This is a genomic window from Euzebyales bacterium, assembly GCA_035461305.1.
Taxonomy (GTDB): domain Bacteria; phylum Actinomycetota; class Nitriliruptoria; order Euzebyales; family JAHELV01; genus JAHELV01.
In genome coordinates, this window is sequence record DATHVN010000086.1 from 15,640 (window position 1) to 33,642 (window position 18,003).

At 70.8% G+C, this 18,003-nt stretch carries 17 protein-coding genes; 15 read left to right on the forward strand and 2 right to left on the reverse strand.

The window, feature by feature from the left end:
- The first annotated feature begins 15 nt into the window (after nucleotides 1–15).
- From VK923_07960 to VK923_08000, 9 genes are read left to right on the forward strand one after another with little or no spacing between them, the layout of a single operon-like run.
- Nucleotides 16–771, forward strand: coding sequence for a MinD/ParA family protein (locus VK923_07960; protein HSJ44599.1), 756 nt, complete (start codon nucleotides 16–18; stop codon nucleotides 769–771).
- Complete coding sequence (locus VK923_07965) at nucleotides 771–2,999, forward strand: aromatic amino acid transport family protein (GenBank protein ID HSJ44600.1); 2,229 nt, start codon at nucleotides 771–773, stop codon at nucleotides 2,997–2,999. Before VK923_07960 ends, VK923_07965 begins: the two co-directional genes overlap by 1 nt.
- Entirely contained in the window at nucleotides 2,996–3,730 is a 735-nt protein-coding gene (locus VK923_07970; protein ID HSJ44601.1) for a response regulator, read from the forward strand. Before VK923_07965 ends, VK923_07970 begins: the two co-directional genes overlap by 4 nt.
- The gene (locus VK923_07975; GenBank protein ID HSJ44602.1) at nucleotides 3,723–5,267 is read left to right on the forward strand and encodes an ATP-binding protein; all 1,545 of its coding nucleotides are present in this window, start codon (nucleotides 3,723–3,725) and stop codon (nucleotides 5,265–5,267) included. The genes VK923_07970 and VK923_07975 overlap by 8 nt, the downstream gene beginning before the upstream one ends.
- Nucleotides 5,186–6,142 carry a response regulator gene (locus tag VK923_07980; protein ID HSJ44603.1) on the forward strand — a complete coding sequence of 319 codons (957 nt, stop codon included), beginning with the start codon at nucleotides 5,186–5,188 and terminating at the stop codon, nucleotides 6,140–6,142. The genes VK923_07975 and VK923_07980 overlap by 82 nt, the downstream gene beginning before the upstream one ends.
- Complete coding sequence (locus VK923_07985; GenBank protein HSJ44604.1) at nucleotides 6,027–6,341, forward strand: Hpt domain-containing protein; 315 nt, start codon at nucleotides 6,027–6,029, stop codon at nucleotides 6,339–6,341. Before VK923_07980 ends, VK923_07985 begins: the two co-directional genes overlap by 116 nt.
- Nucleotides 6,331–7,002 (forward strand): response regulator, encoded by a 672-nt coding sequence (locus VK923_07990; protein ID HSJ44605.1) that lies wholly within the window; start codon nucleotides 6,331–6,333, stop codon nucleotides 7,000–7,002. Before VK923_07985 ends, VK923_07990 begins: the two co-directional genes overlap by 11 nt.
- Entirely contained in the window at nucleotides 6,999–7,742 is a 744-nt protein-coding gene (locus VK923_07995) for a HAMP domain-containing sensor histidine kinase (protein HSJ44606.1), read from the forward strand. The genes VK923_07990 and VK923_07995 overlap by 4 nt, the downstream gene beginning before the upstream one ends.
- Nucleotides 7,732–9,390: an FAD-dependent oxidoreductase gene (locus tag VK923_08000; protein ID HSJ44607.1), complete on the forward strand. Its 1,659-nt coding sequence runs from the start codon at nucleotides 7,732–7,734 to the stop codon at nucleotides 9,388–9,390. Before VK923_07995 ends, VK923_08000 begins: the two co-directional genes overlap by 11 nt.
- A gap of 19 nt (nucleotides 9,391–9,409) precedes the next feature.
- Here the strand turns inward: VK923_08000 and VK923_08005 are convergent, their stop codons facing one another.
- The gene (locus tag VK923_08005; GenBank protein HSJ44608.1) at nucleotides 9,410–10,534 is read right to left on the reverse strand and encodes a flavin reductase; all 1,125 of its coding nucleotides are present in this window, start codon (nucleotides 10,532–10,534) and stop codon (nucleotides 9,410–9,412) included.
- 81 nt (nucleotides 10,535–10,615) lie between these two features.
- Here VK923_08005 and VK923_08010 point away from each other — a divergent pair, with 81 nt between their 5' ends.
- Complete coding sequence (locus tag VK923_08010) at nucleotides 10,616–12,136, forward strand: 4-hydroxyphenylacetate 3-hydroxylase family protein (GenBank protein HSJ44609.1); 1,521 nt, start codon at nucleotides 10,616–10,618, stop codon at nucleotides 12,134–12,136.
- A complete protein-coding gene (locus VK923_08015) occupies nucleotides 12,136–12,909 on the forward strand; it encodes an IclR family transcriptional regulator (GenBank protein ID HSJ44610.1) in 774 nt (257 codons plus the stop codon). Before VK923_08010 ends, VK923_08015 begins: the two co-directional genes overlap by 1 nt.
- An 11-nt stretch (nucleotides 12,910–12,920) precedes the next feature.
- Here the strand turns inward: VK923_08015 and VK923_08020 are convergent, their stop codons facing one another.
- Entirely contained in the window at nucleotides 12,921–13,121 is a 201-nt protein-coding gene (locus VK923_08020) for a hypothetical protein (GenBank protein HSJ44611.1), read from the reverse strand.
- A 445-nt stretch (nucleotides 13,122–13,566) separates the two neighbouring features.
- On the opposite strand from VK923_08020, the gene VK923_08025 reads away from it, so the two are divergent.
- The 4 genes from VK923_08025 (at nucleotide 13,567) to VK923_08040 (ending at nucleotide 17,388) form a co-directional block, all read left to right on the forward strand.
- A complete protein-coding gene (locus VK923_08025) occupies nucleotides 13,567–14,271 on the forward strand; it encodes a DUF998 domain-containing protein (GenBank protein ID HSJ44612.1) in 705 nt (234 codons plus the stop codon).
- Between the two features lie 120 nt (nucleotides 14,272–14,391).
- Nucleotides 14,392–16,020 (forward strand): MFS transporter, encoded by a 1,629-nt coding sequence (locus VK923_08030; GenBank protein ID HSJ44613.1) that lies wholly within the window; start codon nucleotides 14,392–14,394, stop codon nucleotides 16,018–16,020.
- 133 nt (nucleotides 16,021–16,153) lie between these two features.
- Nucleotides 16,154–16,546, forward strand: coding sequence for a pyridoxamine 5'-phosphate oxidase family protein (locus tag VK923_08035; protein HSJ44614.1), 393 nt, complete (start codon nucleotides 16,154–16,156; stop codon nucleotides 16,544–16,546).
- 248 nt (nucleotides 16,547–16,794) lie between these two features.
- The gene (locus VK923_08040) at nucleotides 16,795–17,388 is read left to right on the forward strand and encodes a dihydrofolate reductase family protein (protein ID HSJ44615.1); all 594 of its coding nucleotides are present in this window, start codon (nucleotides 16,795–16,797) and stop codon (nucleotides 17,386–17,388) included.
- The last annotated feature ends 615 nt before the right edge of the window (nucleotides 17,389–18,003 follow it).

Genomic DNA, 18,003 nt, shown 5'->3' on the forward strand with positions numbered 1-18,003 from the left:
CGTGCAGGAGATCGGATGGTCCGGGTCGTGTCGGTGCACTCGTTCCGGGGTGGGACGGGCAAGTCGAACATCACCGCGAACGTCGCAGTGCAGCTGTCCCAGCGCGCACTGCGCGTGGGCGTGATCGACACCGACATCCAGTCGCCGGGGATCCACGTGCTGTTCGGTCTCGACGGTGCGGAGATCGACGCGTCGCTCAACGACCACCTGTTCCGTGGCCGCCCCATCGCCGAGGTCGCGGTGGATGTCACGCCGGCGGGTGTTGGCGGCAGCATCCACCTGATCCCCAGCAGTGTGCAGCCGGGCGAGATCAGCCGTGTGCTCCGCGAGGGCTACGACGCCCAGCAGCTCGTGCAGGGGGTGCGCACCCTCGTCGACGAGCTTCGGCTCGACGTCCTGCTGATCGACACCCACCCTGGGCTGGGGGAGGAGACGCTGCTGTCGTTGGTGATCTCCGACACCAGCCTGATGGTCCTGCGGCCCGATCACCAGGACTACGAGGGGACTGGCGTGCTCATCGATGTCGCCGCCAACCTGGAGGTGCCGAGGTCGGCGCTGGTTGTCAACAAGGTGCCGCCGTCGCTGGACGTCGAGGGCGTGCGCCGGCGGGTCGAGCAGGCGTACAGGTCGCCGGTGGCGGGCGTCCTGGCGCATGACGAGGCCATGATGCTCCTCGCGAGTGGCGGCATCTTCGCGCTCCACCATCCCGACCATCCATTGACGTCGGCGTTCGACCAGGTCTCGGCCTACGTGATGAACGGGTCGATGTGATGGACCGGCCGGCGCGTCCGCTGACCCGCGGGGAGCTGCTCGGCGGGCTGTCGGGACGGCGTGCCAGCACGGCGCTGTTCGCCATCGAGAGCCAGACCGCACGCCTGGCGCTGGAGGCTCAGCACGCCACCGCTCCGGCGATCTGCGAGGACATGGTCGCGACGCAGGAGCGCGCGTTCCTGTCCGCGCTCGCCGCTGGACGCCGTGTCGCCGTGGCGCCGCCGATCCAGCAACTCGAGCGGTTCGCCCCGCTGTGGTCGCATCTGGTGCCACCGGATGCGGTGACCCGGGCCGACCTCGCGGGCCGCCTGGCCGATAAGTATCGCTTCCGCCGGCGCGACGTGCCCGCGCTCGCCGCCGCGCTCCGCCTCGACGACCCGGCCGTTGCGACGGCGTTCGAGCGCCGGCACGGACGTGGGCTCGAGATGATCTTCGTCGACAGCCTGCCCGTCCGCGACCGTGTGCGGTGGCGCTGGACGCGGCTTGCGGCGCTGGTCGAGGACCTGCCGCCGTTCTGGTCCGCCTTCAGCCTGACGTTGACCCAGACCGTGGGCGCCGGCGTGCTGGCGCTGCCCATCGCGCTGGCCGGCGTCGGGCCACTGCCCGGATTGGCCCTCCTGGCCGTGCTCGGGCTGGTCAACGTGGCGACCGCGGCCGCAGTCGCGGAGGCGTTCGCGCGCACCGGGACCGTGCGCTGGGGCGGTGCCTACTTCGGCAGGGTCGTCTCGCAGTATCTGGGCTGGTTCGCCGGTGTGGTGCTGTCGCTGATGCTCAGTGCGTTGGCGGTCGTGGCGCTGATCGCCTACTACGTGGGGCTGTCGACCACCCTGACGGCCTCGACCGGTGTCCCGTCCACCGTGTGGGTCGTCGGGGTCTTCGCGGTGACGCTGGTGTTCGTGTGGCGCGACCGGCTGGACGCCACGGTCGCGACCGCGCTTCTGGTCGGCGGGATCAACATCGTGATCGTCCTCGTTTCTGTCACTGCTGGCGCTGCCCAACCTCACGACAGCCAACCTGACCTACGCCGCCGTGCCGTTCGTCGGAGGCCAACCGTTCGATCCGGGATTGTCGACCTCGTGTTCGGTGTCGTGCTGCTGGCCTTCTTCGGACACACGGCCGTCGGCAACGGCGCCCGCGTCGTGCTGCGACGCGATCCCAGCGGGCGCGCGCTGGTACGGGGGACGACCGCGGCGATGATGACGGCGCTGGCCCTGTATGCCGTGTGGAGCGTCGCGGTCGGCGGCGCGGTCGGCGCTCGGCGGCTCGCCGCGGAGTCCGGCACGGCCCTCGTACCGATGGCCGAGGTCGTCGGCCCCGCCGTGCTGGCCCTCGGATCGGTGTTCGTGGTGCTGGCGATGGGCATGGCCGCTGTCCAGTTCTCCATCGGTCTGCACTTCCAGGCCACGGAGGTGCTGGCTACCGACTCAGCCGCCGCACGGCTCGGCGCCTATGTGCCGCTGATCGCAGTGTTCGCGCTGGTGCAGTGGCTGCTGCTGACCGGCCGCGAGTCGTTCACCGGCGCGTTGAGCCTGATCGGCACGGTGACCGCCCCGGTGCTCGCCGGTGTCGTGCCGGTGCTGCTGATCGCGGCGGCCCGCCACCGCGGTGACTACGTCCCGACAGTGGTTGCACCGGGGATGGGGCGCCCGGTCGTGCGGGGTGGCGTCTACGCCATCTTCCTCGCCGCGGTCGTGGCTCACGGAGCCGTGATCTGGCAGGCGCCCGCAGCTCGTGTCGCCGCGCTGGGCACGGCAGCGGTGCTCGTGGTGGTCACGTGTTGGACCGCGCGTGCGGGGGCGTTCGTGCCGTGCGCGACGGTCGAGGTCCGCCGGGACCGTGAGCTGGGACGTGTGCGTGTCCGCCTGACCGACACGGGCCGTCCAGGACGGACGACCGCGCAGATCGAACAGGGCGGCGACACGCGCCGGCTGGTCCTCGACGGCGGACTGAACCTGCCGGAGGGCACCTCGACCGTCGCCATCGACCTCGCCGGCCTCGACGCGCGTGAACTGCAGGTGTGGTCGCACGAAGTCGACGCCACCGGGACCAGCGCCGCGCAGGCGGCCGACGCGCTCCTGTCGCGCGCTGACGGGGACGTCGCGTTGGACCTCGCGGAGGGGCGCGTGACCGTCGCGCTCGGCGCTGGTGGCGCACCGGGACCGGTCCTGGCGGTCGACGTCGGCGTGTCCGCGCGGCGGGGTCCCGGCGACGGCAGGTCGCAGCGATGACGGCGCGGGTCCTGATCGTCGATGACACGGCGATGAACCGGCAGGTGCTCGCACGCGCAGTGACGACGCTCGGCTACGAGGCGGTCACCGCTGGTGACGGCTCGCAGGCCCTGGACCGCCTGCGGGCCACCCCGGACGCCGGTGGCATCGACGTCGTGCTCCTCGACCTGCTCATGCCGGTGCTCGACGGCTTCGCGACACTGCAGCAGATCAAGGACGACGCCGAGCTCGAACACCTGCCGGTGATCATGGTGTCGGCCGTCGACGACATCGACAGCGTGATCCGCTGCATCGAGCTCGGGGCGACCGACTACCTGTCCAAGCCCGTGCACGGGCCGCTGCTGCGGGCGCGTCTGCAAGCTTCGCTGGCCGCCAAGCGGCTGCGCGACGTCGAGCTGGACCACCTCGCGCAGGTCGACCGCGTCGTGCAGGCGGCGGTCGGGATCGAGACGGGTTCGTACGACGGGCTGGACTCGTTGGACGCCGTCGCCGGACGCGAGGACGCGCTCGGGACGCTCGCGCGGGTCTTTGAGCGCATGGCCCGGGAGGTCGCAGCCCGCGAGGAGGCGCTGCGCCGCCAGGTTGCCGAGCTGCAGATCGAGATCGACCATGGTCGACGGCGCCGACAGGTCGCTGAGGTGACCGGCTCGGACTACTACCGTCGGCTCACCCGTGAGGCAGCGGAGCTCAAGCGGATTCTGACCGAAGGCGGTGACCGCGCCGATGGCTGACCAGACGGTCGTCCGCAGTCTGCAGGGACCACGCGCCGACAAGGTCGCGATCGTGCCGATGGCGATCGCGGGCGGCATCTGGGGTCTCATGTATGTGCTGGCCGGCGTGCCGGGCGCGGCCATCTGGCCGTGGGGTTACACCATTCTTGCCGCGGCCAACCTGTGGGCGTACCAGCGGCTGGGGTGGACGCGAGCGCTGGACCTGCAGCTGCTGCTCAGCCTGCTGATCCCCTGGCTGCTGATGCTCGACCTCGGAGGGTTCCGCGCATCGGGTGCCGTCATGATTTGGTCGCTGATCGCCCCGATCGGCGCGCTGCTGGCGTACCGCGTCCGCCGGGCGGTGGGCTGGTTCGCCGCCTACGCGGGCCTCGCGCTGATCGCCGCCCTCCTCGAGGGACGGCTGGACGTGGCGCTGACCAACGAAGCCTGGATCTCGACGTTCTTCTTCGCCGACATCATCGGCGTGACCCTTGTGGCGTGGCTGGTCACGGCACGCTACGCGGCACAGCGGGCCGACCTGGTGGCCGCCGAGCGCCGCGCGCGGCTGGAGGCCGAGGAGGCAACCCGCGCCAAGAGCGAGTTCCTGGCGAACATGAGCCACGAGATCCGCACCCCGATGAACGCCGTCATCGGGATGAGCGCCCTGCTGTCGACCACCGACCTCGACGCCGAGCAGGCCGAGTACCTCGCGTCGGTCCGTAGCAGTGCGGAGGTGCTGCTGGCCACCATCAACGATGTGTTGGACTTCTCGAAGGTCGAGGCCGGCCAGCTCGAGATCGACCCCGGTCCCACCGAGCTGCGGCCGTTGGTCGAGTCGACGCTCGACGTCATCGCCCCACTGGTCTCGCAGAAGCAGATCGATCTGGTCTACGACGTCGGCGACGACGTGCCCGCCGCGATCATCACCGACGGCCATCGGCTCGCGCAGGTACTGGTCAACCTGATGACGAACGCCGTCAAGTTCACCGACGCGGGCGAGGTCGCTCTGCTCGTGTCGCGCGAGCCCGCCGCCGGGAGCGACGAGCCGGACCGAGTCAGGTTCGAGGTGCGCGACACCGGCATCGGCATCCCGGCGCCAGCGCGCTCGCGCCTGTTCGACTCGTTCACGCAGGTCGACGCATCGACCAGCCGGCGGTTCGGCGGCACCGGCCTGGGGCTGGCCATCAGCCGGCGCCTCGTCGGCCTGCTCGGGGGCGTCATCACCGTCGACAGCGAGGAGGGTGTGGGATCCCGTTTCGCGTTCTCGATCCCTGGCACGTCCGCCGACGGTACGGCAACCACGCGGGACGAGAACGCGGGGGCGCTCAGCGGTCGCACTGCCCTGATCGTCGACGCCAACCCGACGGACCGCCGGCTGCTCGAGGGGCTCGTCGGATCGTGGGGCATGCGGGCCGTGTCGGCCGCCGCCACGGACTCGGCACTGGAGGCGCTCGATGGGGCGGAAGGATCGACGTCGTGCTCATCGACCACCGCGCGACCGACGGCAAGCGGTTCGCGACGCACCCGGTCACCGCCGGCGCGGCCAGGGTGCTGCTGACACCGTTGGGTGGGCCCCAGCGCGCTGAGGACGCGGCGGCGTACCGGGCGACGGTCACAAAGCCGGTCAAGCAATCGTCCCTGCTCGACGTCCTGGTGACCCTGCTGACCGAGGACGACACGGCCGGGCGCACGATGTCACCGGACGCCCCTTCCGCGCCCAGCCTCGACCCCGGGTTCGCACGACGGCATCCGCTGCACATCCTCGTGGCCGAGGACAACCCGACGAAACAGCGCCTGATGACCAGGCTGCTCCAGCGCCTCGGATACGCGCCGACCGTCGTCGGTGACGGGGCCGCCGCCGTCGAGGCCGCAGGTCGGCTCGACGTCGACGTCGTCCTCATGGACATCCAGATGCCGTACCTCGACGGCTACCAGGCGACGCAGCGCATCCGGACGCTCGACGGGCCGCAGCCGTGGATCGTCGCGGTGACTGCGAATGCGACCGACGCGGACCGCGAGTGGTGCCGGCAGGCGGGAATGGACGACCACCTGGCCAAGCCGGTCCGCCCCGAGCTGCTGACCGCGGCGCTGCGGCGCGCCCACGACCAGCCCGGTCGGGGCGTGACGGCACGCCAGCACGGGCCGCGTCCTGCCACGGCGAGCCCGTCCGGTCGGTCGGATCGGGCAGAGCGCGCCGGCGACGGACACGCGGGGCTCGTCACGGATGCCGACGACGCTGCCGTGCTCACCGGCGAGGACGGCCCTGCGCCCGACGCCTCAGGCGACGAGGCCATCGTGCAGATCGACGTCGACGCGTTTGCGCCGACTGGCCGAGCTGACCGGGGACCACGGCTTCGTCGACTCGCTGCTCGCCCACTTCCCCGGCGAGCTCACGGGCCTGCTCGAACACATCCGCGACGCCGCGCCGCATGATCCGGCGATGGTCCGACGCCACGCGCACAGCCTGAAGTCCAGCGCGGCGAACCTGGGTGGGACCGCGCTGGCCGCCTCGGCCGCGCGACTCGAGACCGCGGCGGCCGCCGGGACATCGGACCTCGGCCCGCTCATCGGTGAGCTCGAGGCGGTTGCCGCCGCAACGGTCGCGGCGCTGGAGGCGCTCGATGCCTGGTGACCCGCCCGAGCCCGCGGTCGTGCTCGTCGCCGAGGACGCGATGATCCCGCGGCTGGCGCTCGCCCGCGGCGTCGAGCAGGAGGGCCACCGGGTGCTGCTGGCGACCGACGGTCGCGAGGCCCTCGAGGTGCTGGCACGCGAGCGGGTCGACATGGTCCTGCTCGACCTCGTCATGCCCGCGCTCGACGGCTTCGCGGTGCTGCGCGCGATGCGTGCCGACCCCGAGCTCGCCGACATCCCCGTGCTGGTCATCTCCGCCACCGAGGCGACCGACGAGGTCGCGCGCGCGATCGAGATGGGCGCGATCGATTGCCTGCCCAAACCCTTCGAACCCGCCCTGTTGCGCGTGCGCATGCGGACCGCGCTGGAGCAGACCAGGTTGCGCCGTCTGGAGCAGGACTACCTGCGCCAGGAGCTGGCGTTGCGCCAGCAGGAGCGGCTGGCCGTGCTCGGCAGGCTCAGTGCCGGGCTGGGTCATGAGCTGAACAACCCCGCCGCCGCGGCCCTGAGCACCGCCCGCAGCTGCGACGCGCGCTCGACGACGCCGACGCGCTGCTGCCGCAGCTGCTCGCTCGCGCCGACGGCGTCCGCATCGTCGACGCTGTCGCGGCGCTGCTCGACCAGCCGCCGCCGCCGGCCGACGTGGCACGGGACGAGGTGACCGACGCCATCGAAGACGTGCTCACCGGCACCGGACGCGACGTCGCCGAGCCGTGGATCGCCGCCGCCGAGCTCGCCATGGCCGGCGTCACGCCGGACGCACTGGCGCGGTGCCTGCACAACCTCGGCGACGGTGCCCAGCTCGGGGTCGAGTGGCTGCGTGCGCGGTCGCAGGTGCGCCGCGGGGTCACCCACATCACCGACAGCGTTGCGCGGATGGCCGACCTGACCGCCGCGCTGCGTGGCTACAGCTACCTCGACCAGGCGCCGCAGCAGGACGTCGACGTGCGACGGGGCCTGGACGACACGCTGACGATCCTGGCGCACAAGCTGCCCGACGGCGTCACGGTCATCCGCGACTACGCGCCGCAGCTGCCGACGATCCATGCCTACGGCGGGCAGCTCAACCAGGTATGGACGAACCTCATCGACAACGCGATCGACGCGGTGGTCGGCCGCGGCGCCGTGATCGTCCGCGCCGCTCCCGACGGCGACGGCGTGTGCGTCCAGGTCGAGGACGACGGCCCGGGCATCCACGACGAGCTGCGCGGTCAGGTGTTCGACCCGTTCGTCACCACCAAGCCGCCCGGCCAGGGCACGGGCCTCGGCCTGAGCATCTCCCACCAGATCGTCACCGAGGCGCATGGTGGCCGCATGACCGTGCACTCGCGGCCGGGTCGCACCGTGTTCGACGTGCGACTGCCCGCCGCACCACCGGGAGGCGCGACCGATGACCGCTGAATCGGCGCCGCGGCCCGGGCCGCCGGCGATCATCACGGTCGACGACGAACCCAGCGTCCTCGACGCCGTCGCGGCCGACCTCCGCGCGCGGTACGGCGCCGGCTACCGGATCGTCACCGCCGGCAGTGGGGCAGCGGCGCTGGCGGCGATCGAGCGCCTCACCCGCCGCGGCGCCCCGCTGGCGCTCGTAGTCGCCGACCAGCGGATGCCCGGCATGACCGGCACGGCGCTGCTGGTGGCCGCGAAGCGCGTGCAACCGCACCTGCGCTCGGTCCTGCTGACCGCGTATGCGGACACCGACGCCGCGATCACGGCCATCAACGACGTCGACCTCGACCACTACATCGTCAAGCCGTGGGATCCACCTGAGGAACGCCTGTACCCGGTGCTCGACGAGCTGCTCGAGGAGTGGCAGGCCACGCGGCCACGGCCCGACGCCGGCCTTCGCGTGATCGGCGATCGGTGGTCCGCGGCGTCGCACCGGCTGCGTGACTTCCTCGCGCGCAACCAGGTCCCGTTCCGATGGCTCGACGTCGACCACGGTGACGCCGGACCGCTGCTGGCCGCGGCCGGGCCCGATGTGAGGCTGCCGGTGCTCCTGCTCGAAGACGGTCGGGTGGTGTCGGACCCGTCGCCGGCCGACGTCGCGACCAGGCTGGGGTTGTCGTCCCGTCCCGAGGTCGACTTCTACGACCTCGTCGTGATCGGCGGCGGCCCGGCCGGACTGGCCGCCGCGGTCTACGGCACCTCCGAGGGGTTGAGCACCGCCGTCGTCGAGGCCGAGGCGCCAGGTGGGCAGGCGGCGCTGAGCGCCCGGATCGAGAACTACCTGGGCTTCCCGTCGGGGATCTCGGGGTCGGAGCTGGCCCGCCGCGCGCTGGCGCAGGCCCGTCGGTTCGGCACCGACGTCATCGCGCCGCACCGGGCCACCGGCATCCGCAGCGAGGATCCGTACCGGGTCATCACCCTCGGCGACGGCAGCGAGCTGCACTGCGCGTCGATCGTGCTGGCCACCGGCGTGCAGTACCGGCGGCTGGACGTGCCCGGCCTCGACGCGCTGACCGGTGCCGGCGTGTACTACGGCGCCGCCTCCACCGAGGCGGCGGCGATGACCGGCGCACGCGTGGTCGTCGTGGGCGGCGCGAACTCGGCCGGCCAGGCGGCACTGCACCTCGCGAAGTTCGCAGACGAGGTGGTCATCGTGATCCGCGCCGGATCGTTGGCGGCGCGGATGTCGCGCTACCTGGTGGATCGCATCGAGGCGACCGACGCCATAACGGTCCGCACGCGGTCGCAGGTCGCCGAGGTCACCGGGGCACAACGCCTCGAGAAGGTACATGTCCAGGGCGGCGATGGGATGCGTGAGGTGCTCGACGCCGCCGGGATGTTCGTGTTCATTGGGGCGCGCCCCCGGACCGGGTGGCTCGGCGACGCGGTCGTGACCGACGCGCACGGGTTCGTCGTGACGGGACCGCAGCTGAAGGATCGCTGGCCGCTCGACCGCGATCCGTTCCTGCTGGAGAGCAGTCAGCCCGGCGTGTTCGCCGTCGGCGACGTACGCGCCACCTCGATCAAACGCGTCGCGTCGGCGGTCGGTGAGGGTTCGGTCGCCGTGCAGTTCGTCCACGAGGTCATCCGCGGCGCTTGACGCGATCGCACGTGGTCTGTCAGGAAGACGTACCCGGACCTGATGCGGCCCGGTGTGTGGCGCGCGCGCGATCAGTGTGTCGCTGAATGGCCGCTCTTGCCTGTGCTGGGTCACCGGCCGCCACGGCGTCGGCGATCTCCACATGGTCGTCGGCATGCGCGCGGGTCAGCGCATGATCCTCCACGACGCCGCGCACGAGGATGCCCTGCAGACTCAGCCGGCGGTAGCTGTCGAGGAGAGCGACCGAACCGCTCAGTCGCACGAGCTCTTCGTGGAAGGCGGTGTTCGCGGCAGCGTATGCGGCGATGTCGGTGACACGGGCGTCCTCGAACAGCGCGACCGTGTTGTCGGCGAGACGTCGCAGCTCTGCGACCCGCTGACCGTCGCCGTGGTCGGCCACGAGCTCGACCGCGCCGAGCTCGATGGCCAGCCGCGCACTGAGGGCATCGTCGATCGCGCCGATGTCAACCGGAGCTGCGTGATAGCCCTCGAGGGGGTCGCCGGTGACCAGGCCTTCCGCTCGCAACGCCGCCAACGCGCGGTCGATGCGGCCGACATCGACGTCCAACTCCGTGGCGAGCGTCGCGCGGTCGAGCACACCGCAGTCTTCGGACAGGATTCGCTGGCGAAGGTGCTGTGTCACAGCGTCGTCGCGTGCGGGATGGAGCTGCCCGAACTGCCCGCGGAAGTAGGCCAGGGGCGCAGCGTCTCGAGCGGCGACCCACTCGACCCGACCGATGATGATGTGATGTGTCGCCGCAGCGACGGCGTCCTCGACGTGGCAATCGATGTGCGCGAGACTGCCCTCGAGCACGAGCGTGCCGAATGGACCCCGCGTGGTCGGCACTCCGGCGAAGCGGTCGTCGGATGGCGTGGCGAACCGCTCCGCAGCGGCGGCCTGGTCGTCGGCGAGCACGTTGACGGTGAAGCGGCCGCTGCGACGGAGCGCGTCGCCCGTGCGCGAGCGTCGATTGATGCACACGAGCAGCATCGGCGGGTCGAGCGACAGCGAGCTGACTGCGCTGGCCGTCATCCCGTGGTCGCCCTCGTCGTCGCGGCTCGTGACCACCGTGACGCCCGTGGCGAATCGTCCGATGACGTCGCGGAACGCGTGGCTCGTGACCCGGGTCGTGGCGGCTTCCATGCGGACCCTCCCAGGCCGGAATGGTACCGTTCTTTTCGCTGGTAGGTAAGAGCTTCTGTCTAGCGGAAACGGATGGCGTGTATGTCGACCTCCGCGCTTGCCCAGGAGACCCGCCTCCTGACCGGGCAGACCTATCTCGAGTCCCTCCGCGACAGACGCGAGGTCTGGATTGACGGGGAGCGGGTGGCCGATGTGACCGCACATCCGGCGTTCCGCAACGCCGCGCGGTCCGTCGCACGGCTCTACGACGCCCTGCACGACCCCCCGCAGCGCGACATGCTCGTCGGCGTCGACCGGCAGGGGATCGTCACGCACCGCTTCTTCATGCCGAGCTACACGACGGAGGACCTGCTGGCCAGCCGTGATGCGTTGGCGGCATGGGCCCGGCTGTCGTACGGCTACATGGGACGGACGCCGGACTACAAGGCCGCCTTCATGGCCACGCTGGGGGCGGACCCTGAGTGGTACGCGCCCTTCGGCGACAGCGCCCGGCACTGGTACCGCACCTACGCCGAGCAGGGCCTGTTCCTCAACCACGTCCTGATCAACCCGCCCATCGACCGTGACAAGGCCGTCCATGAGGTCGAGGACGTCTACGTCCACGTCGTCGAGGAACGCGACGACGGCATGGTGGTCGAGGGCGCGAAGATGCTCGCGACCGGCTCGGCGCTGACCCATGCGACATTCGTCGCCCAGAACAGCGCGGCGCAGCTGGAGGAGGGGCGCGCCGAGGACTACGCCCTGGCGTTCATCGTGCCGATGGACGCCACGGGCATGAAGCTCGTCTCCCGCAACTCCTACGAGCGCGCCGCCGTGTCGGCCTGGGACGCTCCGCTGTCGAGCCGCTTCGACGAGAACGACGCCGTGGCCGTCTTCGACCGCGTGTTCGTGCCCTGGGAGGACGTCCTGGTGTACCGGGACGTGCGCAAGGCCACCGGGTTCTACGCACAGTCCGGCTTCATGCCCCGCTACACCCTGCAGTCCGGCACCCGCCTGGCGATCAAGTTGGAGTTTCTGTGCGGGCTTCTGGCTCGGGGCCTGGAGGCGAACGGCACCATCGGCTATCGCGGCGTGCAGGCCAAGCTCGGCGAGTTGATCGGATGGTGCAACCTGATCTGGGCGATCACGTCGGCCCTGTGTCATGACACGCAGGAGGGACCGGGCGACAGCATCGTGCCGGCACTGGAGTACGCCACGCTGATCCGGCTGTTCGGAACGCAGGCGTTCCCGAAGGCTCGCGACATCTTCACCGAGCTGCTCGGCGGTGCCCCACTGGTCACGCCATCGTCCAACCGGGACCTGCTCGACGACGACCTGCGGCCGACGATCGACCGCTTCTACCGCGGCTCGACGGGTGACGCGCACGACAGGGTCAAGCTGTTCAAGCTGATCTGGGACGCTGTCGGCAGCGAGTTCGGCGGACGCCACGCCTGGTACGAGGTCAACTACGCGGGCAACCAGGACCAGATGCGGCTTGACATCCTGAAGTTCGCCAGGATCCGCGGGCTCGCGGACCGGTTCGACGGCCTGGTCGAGGCGTGTCTGGCGGAGTACGACCTCGAGGGCTGGACCGACGACACCTGGGTGGACCCGGGAACGTGATGCAGACGGCCATCGACCGTCCCGCGTACCTGGTCGAGTCGGTCGACCGTGCACTGCGGGTGCTCCAACTGCTGCGCGAGCGGCAGGACCTGACCCTGACCACGGTGAGTCGGTCACTCGGGGTCGCTCCGTCGACCGCGCACCGGTTACTGTCCACGCTGGCGTATCGCGACTTCGTCCGACAGGACCCCGACACCAAGGTCTACACCGCGGGCCAGGCGCTGCTCACGATCGGGTTGGCCGCCGTCGGCAGCCTCGACGTGCGCCGTCTGGCGCGGCCCGAGCTCGAAGCGCTGGCGGCGGAGCTGGGTGAGACCGTCCACCTGGCGTGCCTCGATGGTGACAAGGTGCTGTTCCTCGACACCGTCGAGTCGCCACGGCCGGTGCGGGTGACGGACCGCACGGGCGTGACGCTGCCCGCGTACAGCGCGGCGTCGGGCAAGGTGCTGTTGGCCGAGCTCGCACCCGATGTCCTTCAAGGCCTGCTGCCGAAGGTCCTCCCCGCCGTCACCCACCGGACGTGCACGTCGCGCGACGAGCTCGACCGAGAGCTCGCGGAGATCCGCCGCACCGGCTTCGCAGTCAACCTGGGCGAGAGCGAACGCGGACTGTCCGCCGTCGCGGTCGCCGTCCCGTCATCCAGTGGACCAAGCGCCCTGGCGCTGACCGCGTCGGTGCCCTCGGAGCACATCAGCGCCGGCGAGATCGAGCGGATGGCGGCCGCAACCGGCGCCGCGGCGACACGCGTCGGCACCCGCCTGACGCATGGGTGACATGATCGAACTCAGGGGATGTGTACCGTCAGCCGTGCGCCGGGTCCGTGGGGCTTGTTCATCGCCCCAGTGGTGAGCCGTGCCTCGTCGGCCAGCCTCCCGGCAGGAATGGTGCCGAGCCGGTCGAGGATGTCGAGACAGATCAGGTCCGTTCGGTTCAGACCCAGGGCCTCGGCCACGGCGTCATCGACCGCGTCGGCCGCGTTCTGCATGGCCCGGTGATCCCCTCGAGCCCCGGCTAGGGTTCTCCGGTCCCACCCGCGACACTGGCTGGACACCGACCGCGTAGCCGGTGCCTGAGCCGAACTGCTGCGCCGACTCGGCCATGCGCACGATGGGGCGCAGGGTGGCGACTGGGGTGCCTGGTGTCCTGGTCACGACCGGATGTCCCATCGACCGGCTGAAGACCGCGGCGGTCTGGCGCCACGATCTGATCGGGTGGACGCACGGCGCCAGCCACGCTCGATGCAGGACGAGACGGTGTCGGGCCGACGGCGACCGACATCGCACGTCACGGGTGCCCGAACCGCTCGATCGGCGACCGCGTGGGTGTGTATCAATTCCTGATGCGCTACCCCTGAGGGGCGACCGATGAGTTTGGGCCGGCTGGTCGGTCTGAAGACACCGAGGCCCGCAGTCGAAGGGGCAGGAGCAGTGATGAGTACGGCATCTGATGTGCAGGGCTTTGATCGTGCGGCGGCGGTGACCCGGGCGCTGCTCGGGTGGGGTGTGGTGGTCGGGGTGTTCTACCTGGTCGTCGGCCTCGGGCAGGCGCTGGTGCGCGACGGCTTCGATCTGGCCCGTCACCAGCTGAGCCTGTTGACCCTGGGTGACTTCGGGTGGGTCCAGACCGCGAACCCCATCCTCAGCGGCCTGATGGTGCTCGCGACGGCGGTGGGGTTCGCGCGGGCATTGCGTGGCACCCGCACCGCCGGATGGGCGGCGGAGCTGCTGGGCGTCTTCGGGGTGTGCCTGATCGCGAGTGGGGTCTTCCCACCGGACCCGATGGCCGGGTTCCCCGACGCTGCGACCCCGACCGAGGCCACGGTCAGCGGGGTGCTGCATCTGGCGTTCGGCGCGATCGGGTTCCTGTGTCTGGCTGCCGCGGCGTTCGTGGTGGCAACATGGTTCGACCGACGGCAGGCACACGCGTTCGCCCGGACGTCGCGGATCGCAGGTGCGGTCGTGGCCCTCGGTTTCGTCGGTGGCGCGGCGCTGTCGACGCAGGTACTCGGTGTCGCGTGCCTGTGGGTCGCCGTGGTGGTGGGGTTCGCATGGTTGGCCGCCGCGTCGGTGCAGGTGTACCGCACGGTGCCACACCCCGATGCCCACCGCCGGACGCGGACCCCGCGTGCAGCTTGAGCGCCGCCTGGCGCTGCGATGTGGCGCCCGTCCGAATGACGCCCTTGCGCACGGCCATGGCGGGTGAGCGACAGCGCGGGCTGGCTGACCCGTCGCAGATGTGAGCACCAGGAGACTGACATGACGAGCGCAACGATCCGGGAGCACAGGGCGGGGCCACGCGAGTGGGTCGGTCTGGCGGTGTTGACGTTGGCGTGCCTGTTGTACGTGATGGACCTGACGGTGCTGCACCTGGCGGTGCCCACGCTGAGCGCGGAGCTGCAGCCGACGAGCGCGCAGTTGCTGTGGATCGTCGACATCTACGGTTACATGGTCGCGGCGTTCCTGATCACCATGGGCACGTTTGGTGACCGCATCGGCCGGCGTCGGTTGCTGCTGTTCGGCGCGGCCGGGTTCGGGGCCGTGTCGATCATGGCGGCGTATGCGGCGAGCGCGGAGCAGTTGATCGCCGCGCGGGCGTTGTTGGGGGTCGCCGGCGCGACGTTGGCGCCGTCGACGCTGTCGCTCATCTTCGCCATGTTCACCGATCCCCGGCAGCGTGCGACGGCCGTGGCGGTGTGGATCTCGGCGTTCTCCGCGGGCAGCGCCGTCGGGCCGGTGCTGGGCGGGGTGCTGCTGGAGCAGTTCTGGTGGGGGTCGGTGTTCCTGCTCGCTCTGCCGGTGATCGGCGCGCTGCTGGTGCTGGGACCCCTGGTGTTGCCCGAGTACCGCGATCCCGACGCAGGCCGACTGGATCTGGCCAGTGTCGGGTTGTCGTTGGTGGCGGTGCTGGCGGTGATCTTCGGCTGTAAGCAGATCGCCCAGGACGGCATCGGCATTCCCGCGGTCGCCGCGATCGTCGCCGGTGTGGCCGTGGGGGTGGTGTTCGCCCGCCGGCAGCTGACGCTGGCCGATCCGATGATCGACCTGCGGCTGTTTCGCGATCGGCGGTTCTCCGCGTCGCTGGCGGTCAACCTGATCAGCATCTTCATGGTCGTCGGCTACTTCCTGTACGTCGCGCAGTACCTGCAGCTGGTGATCGGGTTGTCACCGCTGCAGGCCGGGCTGTGGTCGGTGCCTTCCGCGGTCGGGTTCATCGTCGGCTCGCAGCTCGCGCCGTACATCGTCGCCCGCGTCGACCCGGGTCGGATCATCGTCGTCGGTCTCGTGTTGGCGGCCGTGGGCCTTGCGGCGTTGACGTTGGTGGGTGGGTCGGCGGATCTGGCGGTGCTGGTGGCCGCGTCGGTGGTGATCTCGCTCGGCCTGGCGCCGGTGCTGACGTTGACCACGGATCTGATCGTGGGGTCGGCGCCGCCGGAGCGTGCGGGCGCGGCGTCGGGGATCTCTGAGACCGCCGCCGAGCTGGGCGGCGCGCTGGGCTTGTCGATCCTGGGCAGCGTCGGCGTGGCGGTCTACCGCGCCGAGCTCGCCGGGACGCTGCCCGCAGCCGTGCCGGCCGAGGCCGCCGCGGTCGTGCGTGACACGCTCGGTGCCGCCGTGGCCGTCGCCGGGCAGCTGCCGGCCGGGTTGGAGGCCGTCGTGCTCGCCGCGGCCCGCGCAGCGTTCATCGCGGGCGTGCAGGTCACCGCTGCGATCGCCGCGGTGATCGCCGTCGCGGTCGCCGGCGTTGCAGCCGCGACGTTCCGCCAAAGCGCGGTCGTCGCGGTCTCGAGGGACGATCCGCCACCGCTCGCTGGTACGGACCCGACCGGAGACCTGGCGCCGTCGCCGGTACCCGCACGGTGCGGTGACCGTGAGGTGCGACAGTGACCCACCGGCGGTCGGACGCCGGACGTCGTGCAGCAGCCGGCGAACGGCCGCGACGTCGTCACGGGTCGTCACCCGCCCGGATCGGTGAGCAGGCGACCGCCTCGATCGCCGATGCGCTGCGAAAGGAGACGAGATGAGCGCGCTTCCCGAGGCAGTACGTGAGTTGCTGATCCGACCCAACCTCGCCCATGTCGCCACGCTCATGGGCGACGGCATGCCGCACGCGGTGCCGACGTGGGTGGGCGTGGAAGGCGAGCGGATCGTCTTCCTCACGGGACCGCGTTCCCAGAAGGCACGCAATCTAGACGGCGATCCGCGGCTGTCACTGTCGGTCACCGACTATGAACAGTCCGCCAGGATGGCGCATGTGCGTGGGCGCGTCGTCGACCGGTTGGACGGCGATGAGGCGTGGGCGATCATCGACCGGCTCGCGAACGAGTACACGGGCACCGACTATCCCCGTGGTCTCGACCGCATCGTGTTCGTGGTGGACGCCGAGCACGCCGTCGCCCACGACTACTCCTGATGCGGGCCGGGGGGAGTCGTGCCTGCGGGCAACGCGGCACGCGTCGGCGTCTTCCTCGCAACGTCCCCACCAACCTCTTCCACGCCAACCACAACATCCTCCGGCACCCAGGTGGGACGGCGCAGCCGTGGACACCAGACGGCGCGGGAGCGACAGTCGCCGTGCCGACACGCGTCACCGGTCGATGAGTGCTGGCGGGCGGTGCCGTCTACACGGGTACGAAGCAGCGAGGCACGTGAGGTGAACAGATGAGCAAGGTCATCGCAGGGATCACGACATCGGTCGACGGCTATGTCGTCGGGCCGGACGACGGGCCGGGCAAGGGGCTCGGTGAGGGCGGCGAGAAGCTGCACCACTGGGTGTTCGGCGGGCCCTGGACCTACGACAGTGAGCTGACCGGCGAGATGGGCGGCGAGGACAAGGCCTGGATGGACCAGGCCATGAAGGGACTTGGGGCCGTCGTCGCGGGCCGGTGGACCTACGAGGCGGCCGACCACTGGGGCGACGAGAACCCGTGGGGCCTGCCCTTCTTCATCGTCACCCACCGGCCGGAGGAGCAGCCCGAGGGCGATGCGTTCACCTTCGTCGACGGCGTGCCGGAGGCGATCGAGCGCGCGAAGGTCGCAGCGGGGGACGGACACGTCCACGTCATGGGTGGCGCCGACGTCATCCGCCAGGCGCTCGCTGCCGGGCTCGTCGACGAGCTGACCATCATCGTCGCGCCGGTCATTCTCGGAGGCGGCAAGCGGCTCTTCGACGGCTTCGCCCAAATGGTCGACCTGAAGCACCTCGGCGTGCGCCAGTCGCCATATGCGACCTTCATCGACTACAGGGTCGTGTGACCGATATCCGTGGCCGGCGTCAGCCGGCGCCGCCCTGCTACTCAACCCGGTCCTGCCGGCGACGTGGACCCGCCTCGAGGCCCTCGAATCGCTTCCGTCGTGCGCGTGTGGTCGTGCGCGCGCGTACCACGACTGCACCCGCATCACGTGCGAACAGTCACTGACGGCACCTCGGGCGTGGCGAAGACACGGTGACCGTCATGGCCCCGGGGCGCGACCTGCCGTTGCAGGCGCGGGAGGAGGGCGCCCGACGAAGGTCCTCCCCCGCCCTCGATGCGAGCCCAGCGGCACCCCCCGCCAGTCAACTACCTCGGGGGTTCCAGACCGTTCACGAGGTTCTACCGATGCGCCCGGCAGCCGACATCGTGCGAGCCGGGCTCGCATCAGGCCACTACACAGCGCACACACCCGACTCATCGTCCTGCTGATCTGGTGTGCCATCGCGCTCGCTGTCAGCGTTCACGCTCTCGTACGACGGGCCTGACGTCGACACTGACTCCCCGAGCACTGTGATCCGCGGGGTGCAGCAGACCTGGTAGCGAGCTTGCATCGGTCGTTCAGTCGTCGGCCCGTGCACGAGAATCGCGGCGGCGAACGCGACCCTGGACAACCCGC